This is a genomic window from Geobacillus thermocatenulatus (genome assembly GCF_002217655.1).
Lineage (GTDB): Bacteria > Bacillota > Bacilli > Bacillales > Anoxybacillaceae > Geobacillus > Geobacillus thermocatenulatus.
Genome location: NZ_NEWK01000001.1, coordinates 206,887 through 222,962, shown reverse-complemented (window position 1 = coordinate 222,962; position 16,076 = coordinate 206,887). Strand labels below are relative to the sequence as shown.

Annotated in this window: 15 protein-coding genes and 1 pseudogene; 7 read left to right on the top strand and 9 right to left on the bottom strand. The window is 50.9% G+C overall.

The window, feature by feature from the left end:
• Positions 1 to 74: 74 nt before the first annotated feature.
• From galU to B9L19_RS01155, 6 genes are all read right to left on the bottom strand, one after another.
• On the bottom strand, positions 75 to 962 hold the full coding sequence (gene galU / locus B9L19_RS01180) for a UTP--glucose-1-phosphate uridylyltransferase GalU (RefSeq protein WP_025948756.1): 888 nt from the start codon (positions 960 to 962) through the stop codon (positions 75 to 77).
• A gap of 283 nt (positions 963 to 1,245) precedes the next feature.
• The gene (locus B9L19_RS01175; protein ID WP_025948755.1) at positions 1,246 to 2,304 is read right to left on the bottom strand and encodes a BtaManbiosPhlase; all 1,059 of its coding nucleotides are present in this window, start codon (positions 2,302 to 2,304) and stop codon (positions 1,246 to 1,248) included.
• Positions 2,305 to 2,306: 2 nt separating this feature from the next.
• On the bottom strand, positions 2,307 to 3,254 hold the full coding sequence (locus B9L19_RS01170) for an MTP-1 family protein (protein WP_025948754.1): 948 nt from the start codon (positions 3,252 to 3,254) through the stop codon (positions 2,307 to 2,309).
• Between the two features lie 41 nt (positions 3,255 to 3,295).
• Positions 3,296 to 4,126 carry a carbohydrate ABC transporter permease gene (locus tag B9L19_RS01165; RefSeq protein ID WP_047752530.1) on the bottom strand — a complete coding sequence of 277 codons (831 nt, stop codon included), beginning with the start codon at positions 4,124 to 4,126 and terminating at the stop codon, positions 3,296 to 3,298.
• Positions 4,113 to 4,991 carry a carbohydrate ABC transporter permease gene (locus B9L19_RS01160; protein WP_025948752.1) on the bottom strand — a complete coding sequence of 293 codons (879 nt, stop codon included), beginning with the start codon at positions 4,989 to 4,991 and terminating at the stop codon, positions 4,113 to 4,115. The genes B9L19_RS01165 and B9L19_RS01160 overlap by 14 nt, the downstream gene beginning before the upstream one ends.
• Position 4,992: 1 nt before the next feature.
• Entirely contained in the window at positions 4,993 to 6,318 is a 1,326-nt protein-coding gene (locus B9L19_RS01155; protein WP_047752529.1) for an extracellular solute-binding protein, read from the bottom strand.
• Between the two features lie 601 nt (positions 6,319 to 6,919).
• Between B9L19_RS01155 and B9L19_RS01150 the strand changes: the two genes are divergently transcribed.
• Positions 6,920 to 7,933: a substrate-binding domain-containing protein gene (locus B9L19_RS01150; RefSeq protein ID WP_047752528.1), complete on the top strand. Its 1,014-nt coding sequence runs from the start codon at positions 6,920 to 6,922 to the stop codon at positions 7,931 to 7,933.
• A 55-nt stretch (positions 7,934 to 7,988) separates the two neighbouring features.
• On the opposite strand, the pseudogene B9L19_RS01145 reads toward B9L19_RS01150, so the two are convergent.
• A pseudogene (locus B9L19_RS01145) lies at positions 7,989 to 8,279 on the bottom strand (DUF4351 domain-containing protein); the annotation flags it as partial.
• Between the two features lie 164 nt (positions 8,280 to 8,443).
• Positions 8,444 to 9,376: a DMT family transporter gene (locus tag B9L19_RS01140; protein WP_047752527.1), complete on the bottom strand. Its 933-nt coding sequence runs from the start codon at positions 9,374 to 9,376 to the stop codon at positions 8,444 to 8,446.
• Between the two features lie 260 nt (positions 9,377 to 9,636).
• Here B9L19_RS01140 and B9L19_RS01135 point away from each other — a divergent pair, with 260 nt between their 5' ends.
• From B9L19_RS01135 to B9L19_RS01120, 3 genes are all read left to right on the top strand, one after another.
• Entirely contained in the window at positions 9,637 to 10,110 is a 474-nt protein-coding gene (locus tag B9L19_RS01135) for a hypothetical protein (protein WP_047752526.1), read from the top strand.
• A 486-nt stretch (positions 10,111 to 10,596) separates the two neighbouring features.
• Complete coding sequence (locus B9L19_RS01125; RefSeq protein WP_025948746.1) at positions 10,597 to 11,094, top strand: L,D-transpeptidase family protein; 498 nt, start codon at positions 10,597 to 10,599, stop codon at positions 11,092 to 11,094.
• Positions 11,095 to 11,265: 171 nt separating this feature from the next.
• Positions 11,266 to 12,255, top strand: a complete 990-nt coding sequence (locus tag B9L19_RS01120) for an RpnC/YadD family protein (RefSeq protein ID WP_047752525.1) — start codon at positions 11,266 to 11,268, stop codon at positions 12,253 to 12,255.
• Here the strand turns inward: B9L19_RS01120 and B9L19_RS01115 are convergent.
• A complete protein-coding gene (locus B9L19_RS01115; protein WP_241771932.1) occupies positions 12,250 to 12,522 on the bottom strand; it encodes a hypothetical protein in 273 nt (90 codons plus the stop codon). The two genes, B9L19_RS01120 and B9L19_RS01115, sit on opposite strands and share 6 nt — an antisense overlap.
• Positions 12,523 to 12,783: 261 nt before the next feature.
• Between B9L19_RS01115 and B9L19_RS01110 the strand changes: the two genes are divergently transcribed.
• From B9L19_RS01110 to pdxA, 3 genes are all read left to right on the top strand, one after another.
• Positions 12,784 to 13,557: a DeoR/GlpR family DNA-binding transcription regulator gene (locus B9L19_RS01110; protein WP_025948743.1), complete on the top strand. Its 774-nt coding sequence runs from the start codon at positions 12,784 to 12,786 to the stop codon at positions 13,555 to 13,557.
• A gap of 98 nt (positions 13,558 to 13,655) precedes the next feature.
• Positions 13,656 to 15,095, top strand: a complete 1,440-nt coding sequence (locus B9L19_RS01105; protein WP_241771931.1) for a four-carbon acid sugar kinase family protein — start codon at positions 13,656 to 13,658, stop codon at positions 15,093 to 15,095.
• Complete coding sequence (gene pdxA, locus B9L19_RS01100; RefSeq protein WP_241771933.1) at positions 14,998 to 15,981, top strand: 4-hydroxythreonine-4-phosphate dehydrogenase PdxA; 984 nt, start codon at positions 14,998 to 15,000, stop codon at positions 15,979 to 15,981. The genes B9L19_RS01105 and pdxA overlap by 98 nt, the downstream gene beginning before the upstream one ends.
• Positions 15,982 to 16,076 lie beyond the last annotated feature (95 nt).

The window sequence follows — 16,076 nt, the reverse complement described above, 5'->3', positions numbered from 1 at the left end:
TTTTTTGTCCCCATCCTCGGAAAAACGATAGACCGTCATGAAAAACATGTCAATGCGAACGACTTATTGTTGAATTAGCTGCTCTTCGATCCCTTCGCCTCGGCCACCACCCGCTCCAAAAATGAAAGCAAATCATCCCGCAGCTCCTCGTTTTGCAAGGCAAACTCAATCGTCGTTTCGATAAAGCCGAGCTTTTCGCCGACATCGTACCGTTTTCCTTCAAATTCATAGGCAAACACGCGCTGAATTTCATTCAGCCGCCCGATCGCATCGGTCAGCTGAATTTCTCCGCCCGCACCAACTTCTTGTTTCTCCAAAAACAAGAAAATTTCCGGCGTCAACACGTACCGTCCGACGATCGCCAAGTTCGACGGCGCTGTGCCCGGAGCTGGTTTTTCGACAAATCGGCGCACTTGGTAGCGTCGGCCTTGCTGCTCGAGCGGGTCGATGATCCCGTAGCGGTGTGTCTCTTCCTCCGGCACGCGCTTGACGCCGATCACCGAGCTGAACGTTTGTTCATACTGCTCAATGAGCTGCTTTAAACAAGGCTTTTCCGCCTGGACGATATCATCGCCCAACAGCACCGCAAACGGCTCATCCCCAATGAAATTGCGCGCGCACCAAACCGCATGCCCCAATCCTTTCGGTTCTTTTTGGCGAATGTAGTGGATGTCAACCTTCGACGGCTCTTTCACTTTCTCAAGCAGATCCAGCTTCCCTTTTTGCTTAAGCATCTGTTCCAGCTCAAACGCGTAGTCAAAATGATCCTCAATCGCCCGCTTCCCTTTCCCGGTGACGATGATGATGTCCTCAATGCCTGAGGCGATGGCTTCTTCGACAATATATTGAATCGTCGGTTTGTCCACGATCGGAAGCATCTCCTTCGGCATCGCCTTCGTCGCCGGCAAAAACCGCGTCCCAAGCCCGGCTGCCGGAATGATCGCTTTGCGCACTTTTTTCATCTCCGATGGTTCCTCCTCGATCTTATAATCCTCTATTCTTGCCACTCATGGCCATTGGTTTTCGTGACTCACCTGCAGGCCATTCTGCACGGCCTGACCGATGAATCGCCGTTGTTTTTATTATACCAAATTCTGTTGAACGAAAAAGAAAACGAAGCGACGCAATGAACGTTGAACGCTCTCTCACCTGCGCTCACGGTATGTTCGCGGCAAACCAAAAAAGAAACGCCCGGCCATCCAGGCGTTTCCGTTCTTACACCGCAATGCGCGGGCAACTTCGCTTTCACACGTTCACAAGCGAAGCCAAGATCTCGCTAAGCTTCAGCTCCACGCACGCCATCGACGTATCGGCGGCTCCGTAATACATTTTCACAACATCCCCATCCACCAGCGCCCCGCATGAGAACACGACGCGGCCGAAAAAGCCGTTCACCTCATAATCCGCTTCCGGCTCGACTAGCGGCTGCTCTGAGCGGGCGAGGACTTTTGACGGATCATTCAAATCAAGCAGCACCGCCCCCATGCAATAGCGGTGGTCATCCGATGCGCCGTGGTACAACTCAAGCCAGCCGTGCTCCGTTTTGATCGGCACCGCCCCGCCGCCGATGCGGGCGCTGTCCCACTTCCCTTCGCGCAGACCGAACAAAAAGCGGTGATTTCCCCAATGAAGCAGATTCTCCGACTCCGCGATCCACACCTCAGGGCGGCCGTTGCTTCGCGGCACGGGGCGGTGAAGGGCGTAGTACTTCCCATTGATCTTCTCTGGAAAAATAAGCACATCTTTATTTTCCGGCGCGAAAATCATGCCGTGGTGCGTCACCGTCTGGAAATCCTTCGTCGACACCATCGCCTCGCCGACCCCTTTCGGCGACACGGCGCTGAAATAAATGTAATACGTGCCGTCAATGCATGTAATGCGTGGATCTTCAATACCGAACGTCTCGAGCTCATTCGATGGATAAACGAACGGGCGGTCGTCAATCGTAAACCGCCGCCCATCCCGACTGCGGGCAAGGCGCAAATACGAAAGCGATGTCAAATACGCGAACCGCTCCGTCCCCGCCTCTTTGATCACCCGCGGGTCAGAAAAATCGTAGCGCGGATCATCTTTGCGAAATTCGTAAACCTCGACCTTTCCCGTCTTTGGATTCCATACCGGTGCTTTCACGATGTTCGGATCGTCCGACACGGGACGCTCCGCCACCCGAAGCAACAGCAGCACGTCCCCTTGAAACGTCGCCACCCCGGCGTTAAACGCCCCAATCACTTCAAACCCGTCGTGATGCGGCGGCACATCTTCCGGCGTAATAAGCGGGTTCTCTTCATAGCGGTAAAGGTGCATCATCACCCCTGCCTTTCGTATTTCGAAAATGGATCCACGATCGTGAGTTTTTGCGCTTCTGCGTCACTTGTTCCAGCGTAAAAGTCGGCCGTGCCGTCCCCTTTGCGAACCAATCCGCCGCTAAACACGACATCCGCCAAATCCGGACGCTTCGCCGGACCATCGAGGAAATGGGCTCTCGTGGCGATCAACTCCATGTCCGACGCTTCCCCCGTATCCGGATTGAACACAAACACCATCGGATAATAGTGGCGGTTCCGCTCCTGATCGAAACAAGCGATATGGCCCAAGACGCCGACGAGCCCATTGCCAAGCAAATGCACCTCATTGGCGCCGCCCCATTCTTCATCCGAAAATTGGCCGTCAATGAGTGGAGCCTTCTCAATCGCCTCCACCGTCAACTCATCAAGCGCACCGATGCGGGTGAAGCCGATTTTTCCGCGTCCGCCTTTTTCCCCTTGCGGACGGGTGAAGACCCCAACTGATCCATCCCGCAGCTCGACAAGGCGAATGTCCTTCATCCCGTCGGGACCGGTGAAGAAATGCGCCAATTCCTTGATCGTGTTTCCGCGGTATAACACCGTCCGCCAATACAACTTCCCGTGAAGCACGGGATGCGGAAACGTCTCCACGCCGCCAAATACGAGATGTCCGTGCACCCGCGAAACAAACGGATCCTGCAGCGCAAACACCGGCGCCCCTTCTCGCGGCACCCATGTCCCTTCACGCTCGACGAAAAAGTAGACTTCGGATTGCTCGCTGTCTCGTGCCTCCACCCGTCCGGCAATGACCCACTCGCCATCATCTTCAAACGGCGCGGAAATGTTGTACACATCCCGCTCACCGACACCGGCAAACACGAGCTTCTCCGCCCGAAGCGGCTGCGGTGCACGCTGAAATTCCTCAAGCAGCGTCTGGCAAGTCTTCATGGTCGGCGTCCTTGTCTGCATCACGTCTCTCCCTGCTCCCTCTTCCAATTATGATGTTTTTATTATTTTAATATGAACTGCATCCCTTCCTTAAAATTCTTGCTAAACAAAAGGAACAAAATCAAAATCGGCAGCGTGAGAAGCACCGAGGCGGCGTACATCGGCCCCGGATAGCCGCCGTACGGCCCAAACATTTGCGCCAACAGCACGTTTAACGTCAACATCTTTTCGTTATTCACCACCAGCATATCCCAAAGCAGTTCCACCCATCGCTCCATGAAAAGGAACAAGAAAATGATCGTGGTGATCGACCGCGACATCGGCCAGACAATGCGGCGAATAATGGTGAAATGGCCCGCTCCATCCATCTTGGCCGCTTCGATCAATTCATCGGGAATGCTGCGGAAAAAGTTCGTGTACATAAAGATCGCCCACAAGTTGACCGCCTTCGGCACGATCATCGCCCAATACGTGTTGTACCAGCCGAAATAGCGAACGATCAAAAACAGCGGAATCAACAAAATGATCGATGGATAAAACATTTGAAACAAAATCGCGTTGTGGACCCATTGCCTCCCTTTAAACTTCACTTTCGACAGCGCATAACCAACCATCACCGCCGTCACAAGCATGAGCAGCGTTGACGCTGACGTGACGAGCAAACTGTTGAAAAACGCCCGAAGCCAAGGCCGCGGTACGACATCTTCGCCGCCTTGAAACAGCCATTCATACGAGCGAAGCGTCAATGACGACGGGATCAGCTTTCGGTCGACCTCATTCCATGGGGCAAGAGAGCCTAACACCATATACAAATACGGAAACACCATGACGAGCAAAACGACAACCGCCAACGCATAGAGCAAGCCAACCCTCCATCGTTTACTCCCAGCCATGTTTGCCACCCCATTTTTCCAACACTTTGCGAAAGACGAAAATCGACGCAAAGGTGACGATCGAATTGATGATCGCGACCGCCGTTCCGTAACCCGCGTTCAATTTTTCAAACGCTTGGTTGTAAATCTCGAGCTGCCACGTATGGGTCGCATACTCCGGCCCCCCGCCTGTCAGCACATATGGCTCCGTGAAAATGCCAAACATCAAACCGACCGCCAAAATCGTCACGGTATAAAACGAAGGGTACAGCATCGGAATCGTCACGTGCCAAACCCGCTTCCAGCCAATCGCGCCGTCCATTTCGGCCGCTTCATACACTTCTTTCGGGATGCTTTCCAAGCCGGACAAAAACAGCAGCGCATAATAGCCGACAAACTTCCACGCCATCATGAGCGCAATGACGAGCGGGGCTAAGATGGGCGAGCCGAGCCAGTCAATATCCCAGCCCAACGCATCCCGCAAAAATTGATTCAGCGGGCTGTTGTAGGAAATGACTCCTTTGACGACGATCGATGACGCCACTCCCGATGCCAAATACGGCAAAAAATAGCCGACGGCAAACAATCCTTTCCACCGAGGCAGATGGTGAAGAATCAGCGCCAAACAAAGCGAACCGGCGATGACGATCGGCACAAACATCAACATAAACTTATACGTCACCCAAAACGCTGCCCGCACGCTCGGGCTAAAGAAGGCGTCAAGGAAGTTTTGCACTCCCACCGTCTCATATTCGGGAGAAATTAAATTCCAGTTCGTGAAAGCGAGATATAACGCCCAAAACAGAGGAATCAAAAAGAAAACAGCCGAATAGATAAGGTATGGGCTGGCGAGCAGCCAACCCACTTTTGCCGCATGTTTATTCATGTTATTTGAGCACCCCACGGATGGCCTTTTCCATGTCATCCCACGCTTTTTCTGGGGTTTTCTCGCCTTTGACGACCGGATTCAACGCCTCTTTGCCGATCAGCTCTTGAAGCTCAACCATTTTCGCATTATCCATCGGCGGGATGGCGTTCGGAATGTTTTCCGCATACAGTTTCAGCTGCGGATTTTGTTCAAAATAGGAGACAAACGCCTCGTTCGTCGACAAATCGTCCCGCGCCGGCGGCAAGTTCGTTTCTTTCAACCATTCCAAATCGTTTTGCGGATCGGAATACACCCATTTGACGAAATCGAACGCGGCTTGCTGCTGTTCTTTCGTCGCCGAAGCGTAAATGACCAGCCCTTTTGTATCCGCGAACGTTTTCGCCTGCGACGGATCCGTGCCATCAGGCACAGGCGGCATCGACAATACATACTTCTCGTTAAACTTCATTTCCGGAAACTTCTCGGCCCAATATGGGAACGTCCATGGCCCTAAATCGGACATCACGGATGTACCGCTTTCAAACGGGTCTTTCGTCTCTTTCGTCAACACGAGCTGATTTTTGCTTAAATCCGCAAAGAACTGGAGCGCCTTCACACCCGCGTCACGATCCGCGCTCAACTTGTTCCCATCGATGAAATGCGTCCCATTCGACGCCGCATTGTAAATCATGAAGAAGTCAAACCATCTCGCCCACCACGTCGGTTTGACCAAATCGGCTCTCGCCCATAGAAACTTGTTCGGATATTTTTCTTTCAGCTTTTTGCCGACTTCGATGACTTCGCTGTACGTCTTCGGCGGGGCGTTATATCCCAACTCTTTCAAAATATCGATTCGCCATCCGAACAGCATGGCGTTGGAGTAAATCGGCAGCACATATTGATGGCCATCGGCAAACTTCCATGTTGAAATCGTGCTTTTCATCTGCCGCTTGGCGATTAAATCGTCAAACCCTTCAAATTGATCGAGCGGCACAATCGCCCGGCTGTCCGAAAGCTGCGCAGCAAACCCGCGGGAGATGTTTTCGGAAATGACCGGCGCGTTTCCCGCCGCAATCGCCGACTGAATGCCCGCCTCCGAAGAAGGACTTTCCGGCATCGGGGATACTTTGATTTTCACATCTTTATGCTCTTGCATGTACCGGTCGGCCATCTTCTTCCAAAATGCTTGCTGCGTCGGGTTCGGCGCCGCCCAAAACTCAATTTGTACGGTTGATCCTTCCTTCTTCTGCTCTTGTTCCTTCCCTGTCTGTCCTTGGCAACCTGTCCCCGCCACCGCAGCGGCAAGCAGCAACGAAGCCAGCTTGAACCACTTGCGTTTTTTCATCGTCCATTCCCCCTTTGTATTTGATGTAAAAACGCTTACACAAACAACCGCTTTGAACAACTCCTCTCCTTCCCATGATCAATCATGGAGACGAACGAACTTGTCAACTAAAAACAAACCTTTGTAACGGTATTTTATAACATTACAATAACATTATTTCATGATTCCATGAAATAGTCAACTTCTTTTTGCGGAAAAAGCAAGAAAAAACCTCGAGTTTAGAAAGCTGGTGATTTCGCGAAAAAGCTGATGGCCCCGCTTATGTTCAATGAAATAAACCTTGTCGAACAGACTTGCGATTCTGATCCAACGTCGCGGATTTACGCACGACGCTCTGTTTTTCACCAGACTTTTAGATGCAACTCATCAACTTGACAAATAATATTTGTAACGTTACAATTTCATTCCGTATATATCGGTTCCGATGGAGTAAATGGCTTTCGTTTTCACAAAGGATATACTTGAACTAGAGAGACGCGGCGAAAGCGGAAGCCAGCCTTCAAGATTTCGATGTATACTTGAATCATGAAAAGCAAAAAATCGCTGTCCTGATCGCCCCCTTCACATAGGGGGCAAAAATCGCGAAAAGTGGAGGTAGGGAATGAAAAAACGCGTCACCATGCAAGACATCGCCGATCGACTGAACATTTCCAAAAACTCGGTCTCGCAAGCGCTGCGCGACAAAGAAGGGGTGAGCGAAGAAACGAGGGAGCTTGTAAAGCGCACGGCCAAAGAAATGGGGTATGAATATCCCGCCTCCCGCGCGAAGTCGCGCGGAAAACCGCCGAAGCAAATCGCCCTCATCGCCTCCGACCGCACGTTTTCGCTGAAATTTTTTGGCGAAATCTACTTAAGCATTGAACAGGAAGCGCTGTCACACGGCATGAAGCTGCACATCCAATCGGTGAACAACGAACAAAAAGAACGGCTTCTGTTGCCTTCGTTCATCGAGGAAAAACAAGTCGACGGCGTCATCGTTCTTTCCCACATCAGCACCGAGTACATCCAACAAATCGTCAAAACGGGCATCCCGACCGTTTTGGTCGATCACCACCATCCGAACATCCAAGCCGATGCGGTGCTGACCAACAATCGGTTCGGGGCGTATGTGGCCGTCCAGCATTTGTTGGAGCTCCACCATACCGACATCGCGTTTGTCGGCGACATCCACTATTCGCCGAGCTATCAAGAGCGGTATGAAGGGTACTTATTGGCGCTGAAAGACTATGGGGTGAAGCCGAACGAGGAGTGGATGTTCTGCCATGCGCAAGAAGACGAAACGGTCATCGCAGGCTACATCCGCGAGCTGAAGCGGCAGCCAACCGCCTGGTTTTGCGTCAACGACGGGCTTGGCTTTTTCGTCAGCACCAGCCTGCAGCGATACGGACTCAACGTGCCCGATGACGTTTCCGTCTGCAGCTTTGACAACGGACAGCTGTCGCAAATCGCGACGCCGAAAATCACGACCGTCGACATCGACCTGAAGCGCTACGGCAAACGAGCGGTGGAATTGCTGCGGTGGCGGTGGGACAATCCGAACGAACCATTTCAAGAAGTGCTATTGTCGACCAAACTGATCAAACGGGAATCAACCGCAGCGAACCAGAAGCGCTAGGGCGGGGCTTTTGCCCCGCCTGTTTTACGAGCGGCGTGCGGCGATTCATTTCCATTCACTTGAAGCCGCCTTGTTTCATTTCCTCAATCTCCGTCACAGGCAATCCGGTCAGTTCGTGAATCGTCTGCGCATCAAACCCTTTCATCAACATCCGTTTCGCAATGTGCCGTTTTTCTTGTTCCGCTCCTTCCTCCCGCCCTTCGATTTTCCCCTTTTGCTCGTACGAAATGATCCATTCCAGCACGCGTTCTTTTTCTTTCGTTTCCATTCGCTCCACTTCGTTTCGCAATGGTTGTTCTTCCTCATCGGATCATTTCACATACGTTTCAAAAAAGCCGATTAGCAACATCATCAGGCAAAATCCGGTCCATGGCCCCAAAAAAAAATGGCCATCCCTTTTCAGAAAAGAGACAGCCAAGACGCCAACCGCAATGTGAATCCCTTATTCCTGAAACTATAAATGTTCCGCCACTTGCACGCAAGGCCGAAAAGCAGGGGATGCCAAGGCTGCTACATCCCCGCCTTCCTTCCCCCAGCCGCCACTTTCGCCCGGCGGAAACGGGCGACCACATCATCCATCCCCCCGCTGCCGAACAACACGCCCACGACGATGAAAAGAAAACCAGCCAGCTGCATCGTCGAAATCGGCTCGCCCAGCAGCCAATGCGCCCCCAGAAGCGAAAAAAACGGATTGAGATTGATGAACACGGCCGACTCGGCGGGCCCGAGGTGCTGCACAGCCTGATTGTAAAACATATGGCCGAGCGCCGTGGCGACGACCGCCGAAGCAAGGAAAATGAGCCAAAGCGGCGGCGTGCCCTCTTTCAAACTCGATAGGCCGCCTGGTTCCAGCACGAGGCTTAAGACAAACAGCCAAAGCGACCCGAAGACAAGCATCCACCCGGTCATCAACCGCGCCTCGACCGTCGCTTTTTTGATCATAATGAAGCTGATCCCTTGCGCCAAAACAGCCAAAAAGACGTACACATCCCCAATGGACAAATGGCCAAGGCCCCCGTCGCCGCTCGCCACAACAAACACGACGCCAAAAAACCCGAGCGCGATGCCAAGTAGCCGAAACAACGTCGGCCGCTGGCCTAAAAACACGATCGCCAACAGCGCCGTCACAAGCGGCACAAGCCCCAACACAAGACCCGCATTCACCGCTGTCGTCCTCGCAATTCCCAACGCTAAAAAGAAGTGATGGGCCACGACGCTGAACAAGGCGGCCACGCCAATCTGTTTCGCCTCCTTCCAACTGACTTTTTGAAGCTTGCCGATCCCCCATAAAAACAAAAGCACGACCAACCCGGCCGTTAGAATGCGCAGCGCCGTCAACGCGACGGGCGAAAAATGCTCCACCAAAATTTTCAACGCCGTCACATTCAGCCCCCAGGCGACCATGATCCCGACAAGCAACACATAAATGAATGATCTCTTCATCCCTCTCTACCTCTCCTGCACGTTCGGTTTTTCTCAACATGGAAAAGGAAAAACGGAGCCGATGGACGCTCCGCTTTCCCGCCCGTTTCCGCATAGAACGAATGAATTCACTTCCGCTGCAATGGCTTCTGCCATCTATTTTACTATACCGCAACGGATTTTTTGACTCAAAAGCACCGTCATATCGAGCGCTCTTCCTTTCTCCGCCCATATCGGCCGTCCATCGTGCATATGGTATAACAGAGAGGAGAGAAGACCCCATGTTCCCACGCTACCGCCAAAAAACGATCCGAGCCAGGACGGGGGTGGCGGTTCTCACCGCCGCCGCCGTGTTGGTGGCGATTTTGACCCTGTTTCTTTCGAACGAACGAAACGAGGCGAAGGAAATCGTGGACACGTTTTACCGCTATGAACAGGCAGGGGATTTTGGCAGCTCTTGGGAGCTGTTTCACCCGCTGATGAAAAAGAAATTCCCAAAAGACGTCTACATCCAGCGCCGCGCCCACGTCTTTATGCAAGACTTCGGCGTCGAGACGTTCGACTACCGCATCGATGAGGTGGAAAACCTGTCGTCATGGTCGATGTCTGATAAGGAAAAACCGCTTCACGACGTGTATCGCGTCCGCGTCATTCAGACGTTCCATAGCGTCTTTGGCGTGTTCGAGATCCACCAAGACGTCTTCGTCGCCACAGAAAAAGGGGAAAAGAGCATTTTGTTCCCTTACCGCCCGTAACCCCCAACATCGACGCGGCCCCGATATCGAACGGGCGCCGCTTTCACCGTTCCTTCCATTCCTCAGTGATCTCAAGCGTCCGATTCATGCCGACATTGTATATCAACAGCTTAAGCAAGTTTTCCCGCTCCTCTTTTGCAAAAAAAGAGATCACCGTCCATGATCTCAAGCGGGAAAGGGGAGAGCTCGGCATACAGCTCATCATCAACCTTCTGTCCTTCCGGTTTTAGGACAAACGTTCTCATTCACGCCCTCTTCCTTTTTCCCCTACACGTTTTGACAAGAAACACCCGTTAGGCAACGCTCCCTGTCAAGTATAGACTAACGCACAGCGCGTTCATGCGACTGGCAGCCGCACCGTATTCCCATGCCATGCACATGAGACTCTCTTCCTATTGGAGCAACCTCATCCGAATCTTCTCATACACTAATGTATCATCAATCGGAGCTGGTTTCTCCATCCAGCGAAAAAAGGAGCGAACTGCCATGTACACACATATCGTCAAACGCGGGGAAACGATCGCTTCCATCGCCCGCGACTACCGCACATCTGTTGAGGCGCTCCTTCGCGCCAATGGTTTGACCGCCGCGTCCGTCATCTTCCCTGGCCAGGGGATCGTCATCCCCCACCTTCCGCCGAAAGGATCGATTCCGTACACGATCCACATTTCGATCGGCCGCCGCCAGCTGACGTTAAAACACCGAGGGCGGACGATCCGTACGTATCCCATCGGCGTCGGCAAAATGGTCACCGCCACCCCCGTCGGCGACTTTGTCATCGTCAACCGCCAGCCGAACCCAGGCGGGCCGTTCGGCGCGATGTGGCTCAGCTTATCCAAACTCCATTACGGCATCCACGGCACGAACAACCCATCCTCGATCGGCAAATACGTATCCAAAGGCTGCATCCGCATGCACAACAAAGACGTGCTCGAACTCGCCTCCATCGTCCCGAACGGAACAGAGGTGTTCATCCGGCCATAAGGGCAAAACAGCGCCATTCATCCATCTGTTCCGGGTCGCAACCCGTTTGAGTTTTCAAGGAGATGCCCTTCGCCCTCACCGAACAAACACCGCGTTTCCGCCCGCGTTGACAGCTGACAACCGATCGGGCAAGTAGTATAATTTAGGTAAAAAGCGAATGGAGTGAAGACGATGCCGGGCGGGATCTCGCATCACGCCAAAGACATTTTGTTCAAATCACTCAGCGCATTGTACCAAAACCAAGCCCTCGATGTATACGGACTTCACGGACTCCCGCGGATCAAAGCAGTGCTGCCAACCGAATTTCCGTCTGTTCGGGCGGACGAACGGCGCGCCGACACCGTGTTTCTTCTCGAAGACGATTCCATTTTGCTTCTGGAGTACGAAAGCAACGAACGATTTCTCGACAACCATTTGAAGTATCTCGATTATGCCTGCCGCATCCTTCACACATACTATCAACAGGACAAACGAATCCGCCCGATTCGCATCGTTGTGATCTACACAAGCGATGTCACGAGCGCCCGCGAACAGCTTGACGCCGGCGACGTGCTTCTTTCATCCAAAGCGGTGCTGCTTGGCGAATTCAACGGCGATGCCATTTTCCATGCCATTGAAGAAAAAGTCCACAACGGCGAACCGCTCACTCCGGAAGAAACGATGAAACTCATCCTCGTTCCGCTCATGCACACCCGCTTCGACCGGCAAACGATGATCGAAAAAACGATCGAACTGGCGAAAACGATCGACGACGAACCGAAACAGCTGCACATCATCGCCGGCGTCCTGACCGCCACAGATAAGTTCATCGACCGGTCATACGCCGAAAAAGTAAAGGAGTGGATCAAAATGAACAAAGTGTTCCGTCTGTTAGTCGAAGAACTTGAACAAGAAAGAGAAGAAATGTTGAAGAAAGTGATGCAGGAAAAAGAACAAGCTGTGCAAAGAGCGATACAAGAAAAAGAACAAGCCGTGCAACAAGCTCTGCAAGAAAAGGAGCAGGCGATCAAGCAAACGGAAAAACGGAAGGCCATCGAAATCGCCAAAAATTTGCTTGACGTCCTCCCCATTCACGAAATCGCCAAACGAACCGGCCTGACCGTCGCTGAAGTCGCCGATCTCGCGAAGGAAATGGACAACCATCAGCCGCCCTCCTCATAACGCCAAAGAGCCGCCACTGTGCGGCTTTTTCACCGTTCCTTTGCTGCTTGGCAAGATTCGAACCTCTGTCTTTTCTCCAATCAAAATCGATAAATGACCATCATGCTCTCCCGGAACAATCCCGATCTTCGCGGCCTGATCCGCACAGACGATCGTCCCTGCTGATCCAGTATCAGCCAACACCCTGCGGAACTCTATGGTCTTCCCTCGATGTGTGAGCCGCAATGCCGTGAACAACAACCCGTCCTCTATCTGGAGTGGCACCATCCCTCCACACTCCCGCCCATTTCCGTTCGCAAATATTGATTTCCTTCCGATTCATGTGAAGAACGTACAATTCCCGATAAGGAACTTCTTTAAGGATCATCCAACACACAATCATTTTTTACTACTTACCCAACGTATAGTTGTTACTTTTAAAAAATTTAGAATTTATAGTTGACAAAAACGAACATAAAATAATAAAATGTTGTTACAAATTAACACCAATATGAAAAAATCAAACAAACTAACTGAGGGATGAAACATATGTTACCAAAGGAACGACGTGAATGGATTGAAAGGCAGTTAATGACTCAAGGCAAGGTCGATATTGAAAAACTGTCGCAACAATTAAACGTATCCACTATGACGATCAGAAGGGATTTGGCTTTCTTGGAAAGGGAAGGGAAGGTTGTACGCACCCACGGAGGAGCCATTCATCCTCAGTCACTGATTCAAGAGACGCCTTACTCCGCGAAAAAAGAGAAAAATATTGGGCAGAAACAGGCCATTGCTCGCAAGGCAGTTGAGTTCATACCTGAAAACGCGAGCATTATCTTGGATTCTGGAACAACTACTTTTGAGGTCGCCAAACTGATCAAACATCGAGAAGATCTAACTGTCGTCACCAATGATATCAAAATTGCGGCCGAGCTAATGGAAAGTTCATTAAAGGTGATCGTCACTGGAGGAGAATTACAAAACCAAATTGGCACTTTGTATGGTTGGCCAACTCAAGAACTACTAAAAAATATTCGCGCCGATCTCTTCTTTTTAGGTGCTCATGCAGTCGATGTCACATCAGGAGTCACAGCTCCAACGTTTGAAAAATCGTTGATTAAAAAGCTCATGATGCAAGCCGCCGAGTCAACTTGGCTGCTTGTTGACTCCAGCAAGTTCAATCAGAAATCATTTTCTCTCGTCTGCCCACTCTCAGAACTGGAAGGAATTATCACTGATACAGGGCTGCACCAAGAAGACCAATGTCAATACAGCGAACATACTCATATCATTGCCGTCAACCCGGAGCCATTTCAATGACCCTTCCTGGACTGAAGCCATGGCTCAGCTGGGCAGAAGCGTGAGGAGGTGATCCAACCAACCTTGGCGCTACACAGACGAGGGGAGGGATAATCGTTATGAAAATCGGAGTCATCGCTGATGACCTGACCGGCGCCAACGCGACAGGCGTCCGGTTGGCCAAGCAAGGATTCAAAACAGCAACCTTTGTGAGAAATGCCTCGTTAACCAATATCGAAAAGTACGATGCCATCTGCGTTGACACGGACAGCCGCTATTCTCCAAAAGAAATCGCGGAGAATCGTGTCCGTCAGGCTGTCAACTATTTTAAACAGTGGAACGTTAAGATCATTTGCAAGCGAATTGATAGCACCGTCCGCGGAAATATTGGACTCGAAATCGACACGGTTTTGCACGAACTTGGCGATCGTTCTGTCGCTGTCGTCGTTCCTTCTTTTCCTGATTCAGGGAGGATGACTACGGGAGGATATTTGCTCGTTGACGGCATCCCTGTTCAAGAGACAGACGTGGCCAAAGATCCGCTGACACCTGTTGATCAGTCATTCGTTCCGGCTCTTATTCAGCAACAAAGCATCCACCCCGTCGCACTGATCGGACTGGATGTCGTTCTTTCCGGCGCAGAACGCATCTCCTGCCGTCTGAAGGAAGAAATCGGACGGGGAAACCGGATCATTGTCGTCGATGCCGTCAACGATGAACATATCGAAACCATTGCCCTGGCGATTGTGAAAATCAAAGATCACATCATCGTTCCGGTTGATCCTGGCCCTTTAACAGCGTATTATGCAAGATTCTACTTCCACCAACAGCTTGAAACAAAAAAAATACTAATGGTTATCGGAAGCGTAACGTCCTTAACAGGCCGTCAGCTTCACTATCTGTTGGCGAAAACGAATACCAACCCTGTGTATGTCAATCCTGAAAAATTAGCAAGCTTCTCAACCAGCTGGAATGAGGAAGTCGAACGAGCGGTGGCCGTTGGCCTGGAACGTCTCGAGACAGAGAACATCCTAATCGTTACAACGTATCATCCCGCCAATAAGTTAATTAATTTAAAAGCGTTGTCTGCGGCGGAGCAAACATCGGAGGATGCGTTGGCCAAGCGAATTACAGACGGACTCGCCGTTATCAGCCGTAAAATCATTGAAAATTCCAACTACCCAATTGGCGGATGCTTCACAAGCGGCGGCGACGTTACGGCCTCCCTTTGCGCGGTGGGAAGAGCGAATGGCATTGAAATCGAAGATGAAGTGCTTCCATTGACCTCTTTCGGATACTTTTCAGGGGGATACTTAGAAGGACTTCCTGTCGTTACAAAAGGCGGCATGGTTGGCGATCAACGTTCCATCTACAAGAGCCTCCGATTTTTACAAATGAAAATCAACAATACAAGGAGTGAAGGCTATGTCAGCACAAATGAAACCAATCATCGCCATTCCAATGGGAGATCCGGCAGGGATTGGACCGGAAATCATTGTAAAAGCTTTGAACAACCCGGAGATATACAAAGTTTGTTCACCACTTATCATCGGCAATAGTGATGTATTGAGAATGGCAATGGAATTTACCAATATCGCCCTCGACATCCATGAAATGAAAGACCCTGCCGAAGGGAAGTATGAACACGGAACGATTGATGTTATTTCACTGAACAATGTAAATGTGGACACCCTTGAAATGGGAAAAGTCCAAGCACAATGTGGCAAGGCAGCCTATGAATATATTGAAACAGCTGTTCGTTTGGCATTGAATGGAAGCGTATCAGCTTTAGCAACCACACCGATCAATAAAGAGTCGCTGAAAGCTGCCAATGTTCCTTTTATCGGCCATACAGAGATTTTAGCTGCTTTGACCAACACCGATGATCCGCTGACGATGTTTGAAGTAAGAAATATGCGCATTTTCTTCTTAACGAGACATCTGTCCTTGAAAGATGCCATCGCTGCCATGACAAAAGAAAGAGTTTGCGACTATCTCATTCGTTGTGATCAAGCCCTACAACGCTTGGGAGTAGAAAATCGGAAAATCGCCGTTGCCGCATTAAATCCACATGGTGGAGAAAATGGGCTGTTTGGAAGGGAAGAAATCGATGAGATTCTTCCAGGCATTCAAATGGCTCAAGAAAAAGGGATTAACGCCGTTGGACCAGTTCCTGCTGACTCTGTTTTTCATCACGCACTAAACGGACGTTATGATGCTGTACTATCCCTTTACCATGATCAAGGTCATATTGCCGCGAAGATGGCGGATTTTGAAAGAACCATTTCGATTACCAATGGACTTCCATTTTTACGCACATCCGTTGACCACGGAACCGCGTTCGACATCGCAGGAAAAGGCATTGCAAGCAGCGTAAGTATGGAAGAATGCATTAAAGTGGCCGCTAAATACGCTGGACGGTTTCGCTCCTTACAAACAGCATAAACCGTCCAGCTGACCGAAAGCAATCGGGCAGTAGTTTTGTCCGTATTGCTTTCCATCACACGCCATTTGAAAGCGGTTGCAAAAAAATCTTCATG

Excerpts from the sequence above, each read along its gene's own strand:
- pdxA (WP_241771933.1), top strand. The coding sequence starts at position 14,998 with ATGGGAGATCCGGCAGGGATTGGACCGGAAATCATTGTAAAAGCTTTG.
- B9L19_RS01115 (WP_241771932.1), bottom strand. The coding sequence starts at position 12,522 with ATGGTGCCACTCCAGATAGAGGACGGGTTGTTGTTCACGGCATTGCGG.
- B9L19_RS01160 (WP_025948752.1), bottom strand. The coding sequence starts at position 4,991 with ATGAATAAACATGCGGCAAAAGTGGGTTGGCTGCTCGCCAGCCCATAC.
- B9L19_RS01175 (WP_025948755.1), bottom strand. The coding sequence starts at position 2,304 with ATGCACCTTTACCGCTATGAAGAGAACCCGCTTATTACGCCGGAAGAT.
- B9L19_RS01110 (WP_025948743.1), top strand. The coding sequence starts at position 12,784 with ATGTTACCAAAGGAACGACGTGAATGGATTGAAAGGCAGTTAATGACT.
- galU (WP_025948756.1), bottom strand. The coding sequence starts at position 962 with ATGAAAAAAGTGCGCAAAGCGATCATTCCGGCAGCCGGGCTTGGGACG.
- B9L19_RS01165 (WP_047752530.1), bottom strand. The coding sequence starts at position 4,126 with ATGGCTGGGAGTAAACGATGGAGGGTTGGCTTGCTCTATGCGTTGGCG.
- B9L19_RS01155 (WP_047752529.1), bottom strand. The coding sequence starts at position 6,318 with ATGAAAAAACGCAAGTGGTTCAAGCTGGCTTCGTTGCTGCTTGCCGCT.
- B9L19_RS01120 (WP_047752525.1), top strand. The coding sequence starts at position 11,266 with ATGCCGGGCGGGATCTCGCATCACGCCAAAGACATTTTGTTCAAATCA.
- B9L19_RS01170 (WP_025948754.1), bottom strand. The coding sequence starts at position 3,254 with ATGCAGACAAGGACGCCGACCATGAAGACTTGCCAGACGCTGCTTGAG.
- B9L19_RS01140 (WP_047752527.1), bottom strand. The coding sequence starts at position 9,376 with ATGAAGAGATCATTCATTTATGTGTTGCTTGTCGGGATCATGGTCGCC.
- B9L19_RS01105 (WP_241771931.1), top strand. The coding sequence starts at position 13,656 with ATGAAAATCGGAGTCATCGCTGATGACCTGACCGGCGCCAACGCGACA.
- B9L19_RS01150 (WP_047752528.1), top strand. The coding sequence starts at position 6,920 with ATGAAAAAACGCGTCACCATGCAAGACATCGCCGATCGACTGAACATT.
- B9L19_RS01125 (WP_025948746.1), top strand. The coding sequence starts at position 10,597 with ATGTACACACATATCGTCAAACGCGGGGAAACGATCGCTTCCATCGCC.
- B9L19_RS01135 (WP_047752526.1), top strand. The coding sequence starts at position 9,637 with ATGTTCCCACGCTACCGCCAAAAAACGATCCGAGCCAGGACGGGGGTG.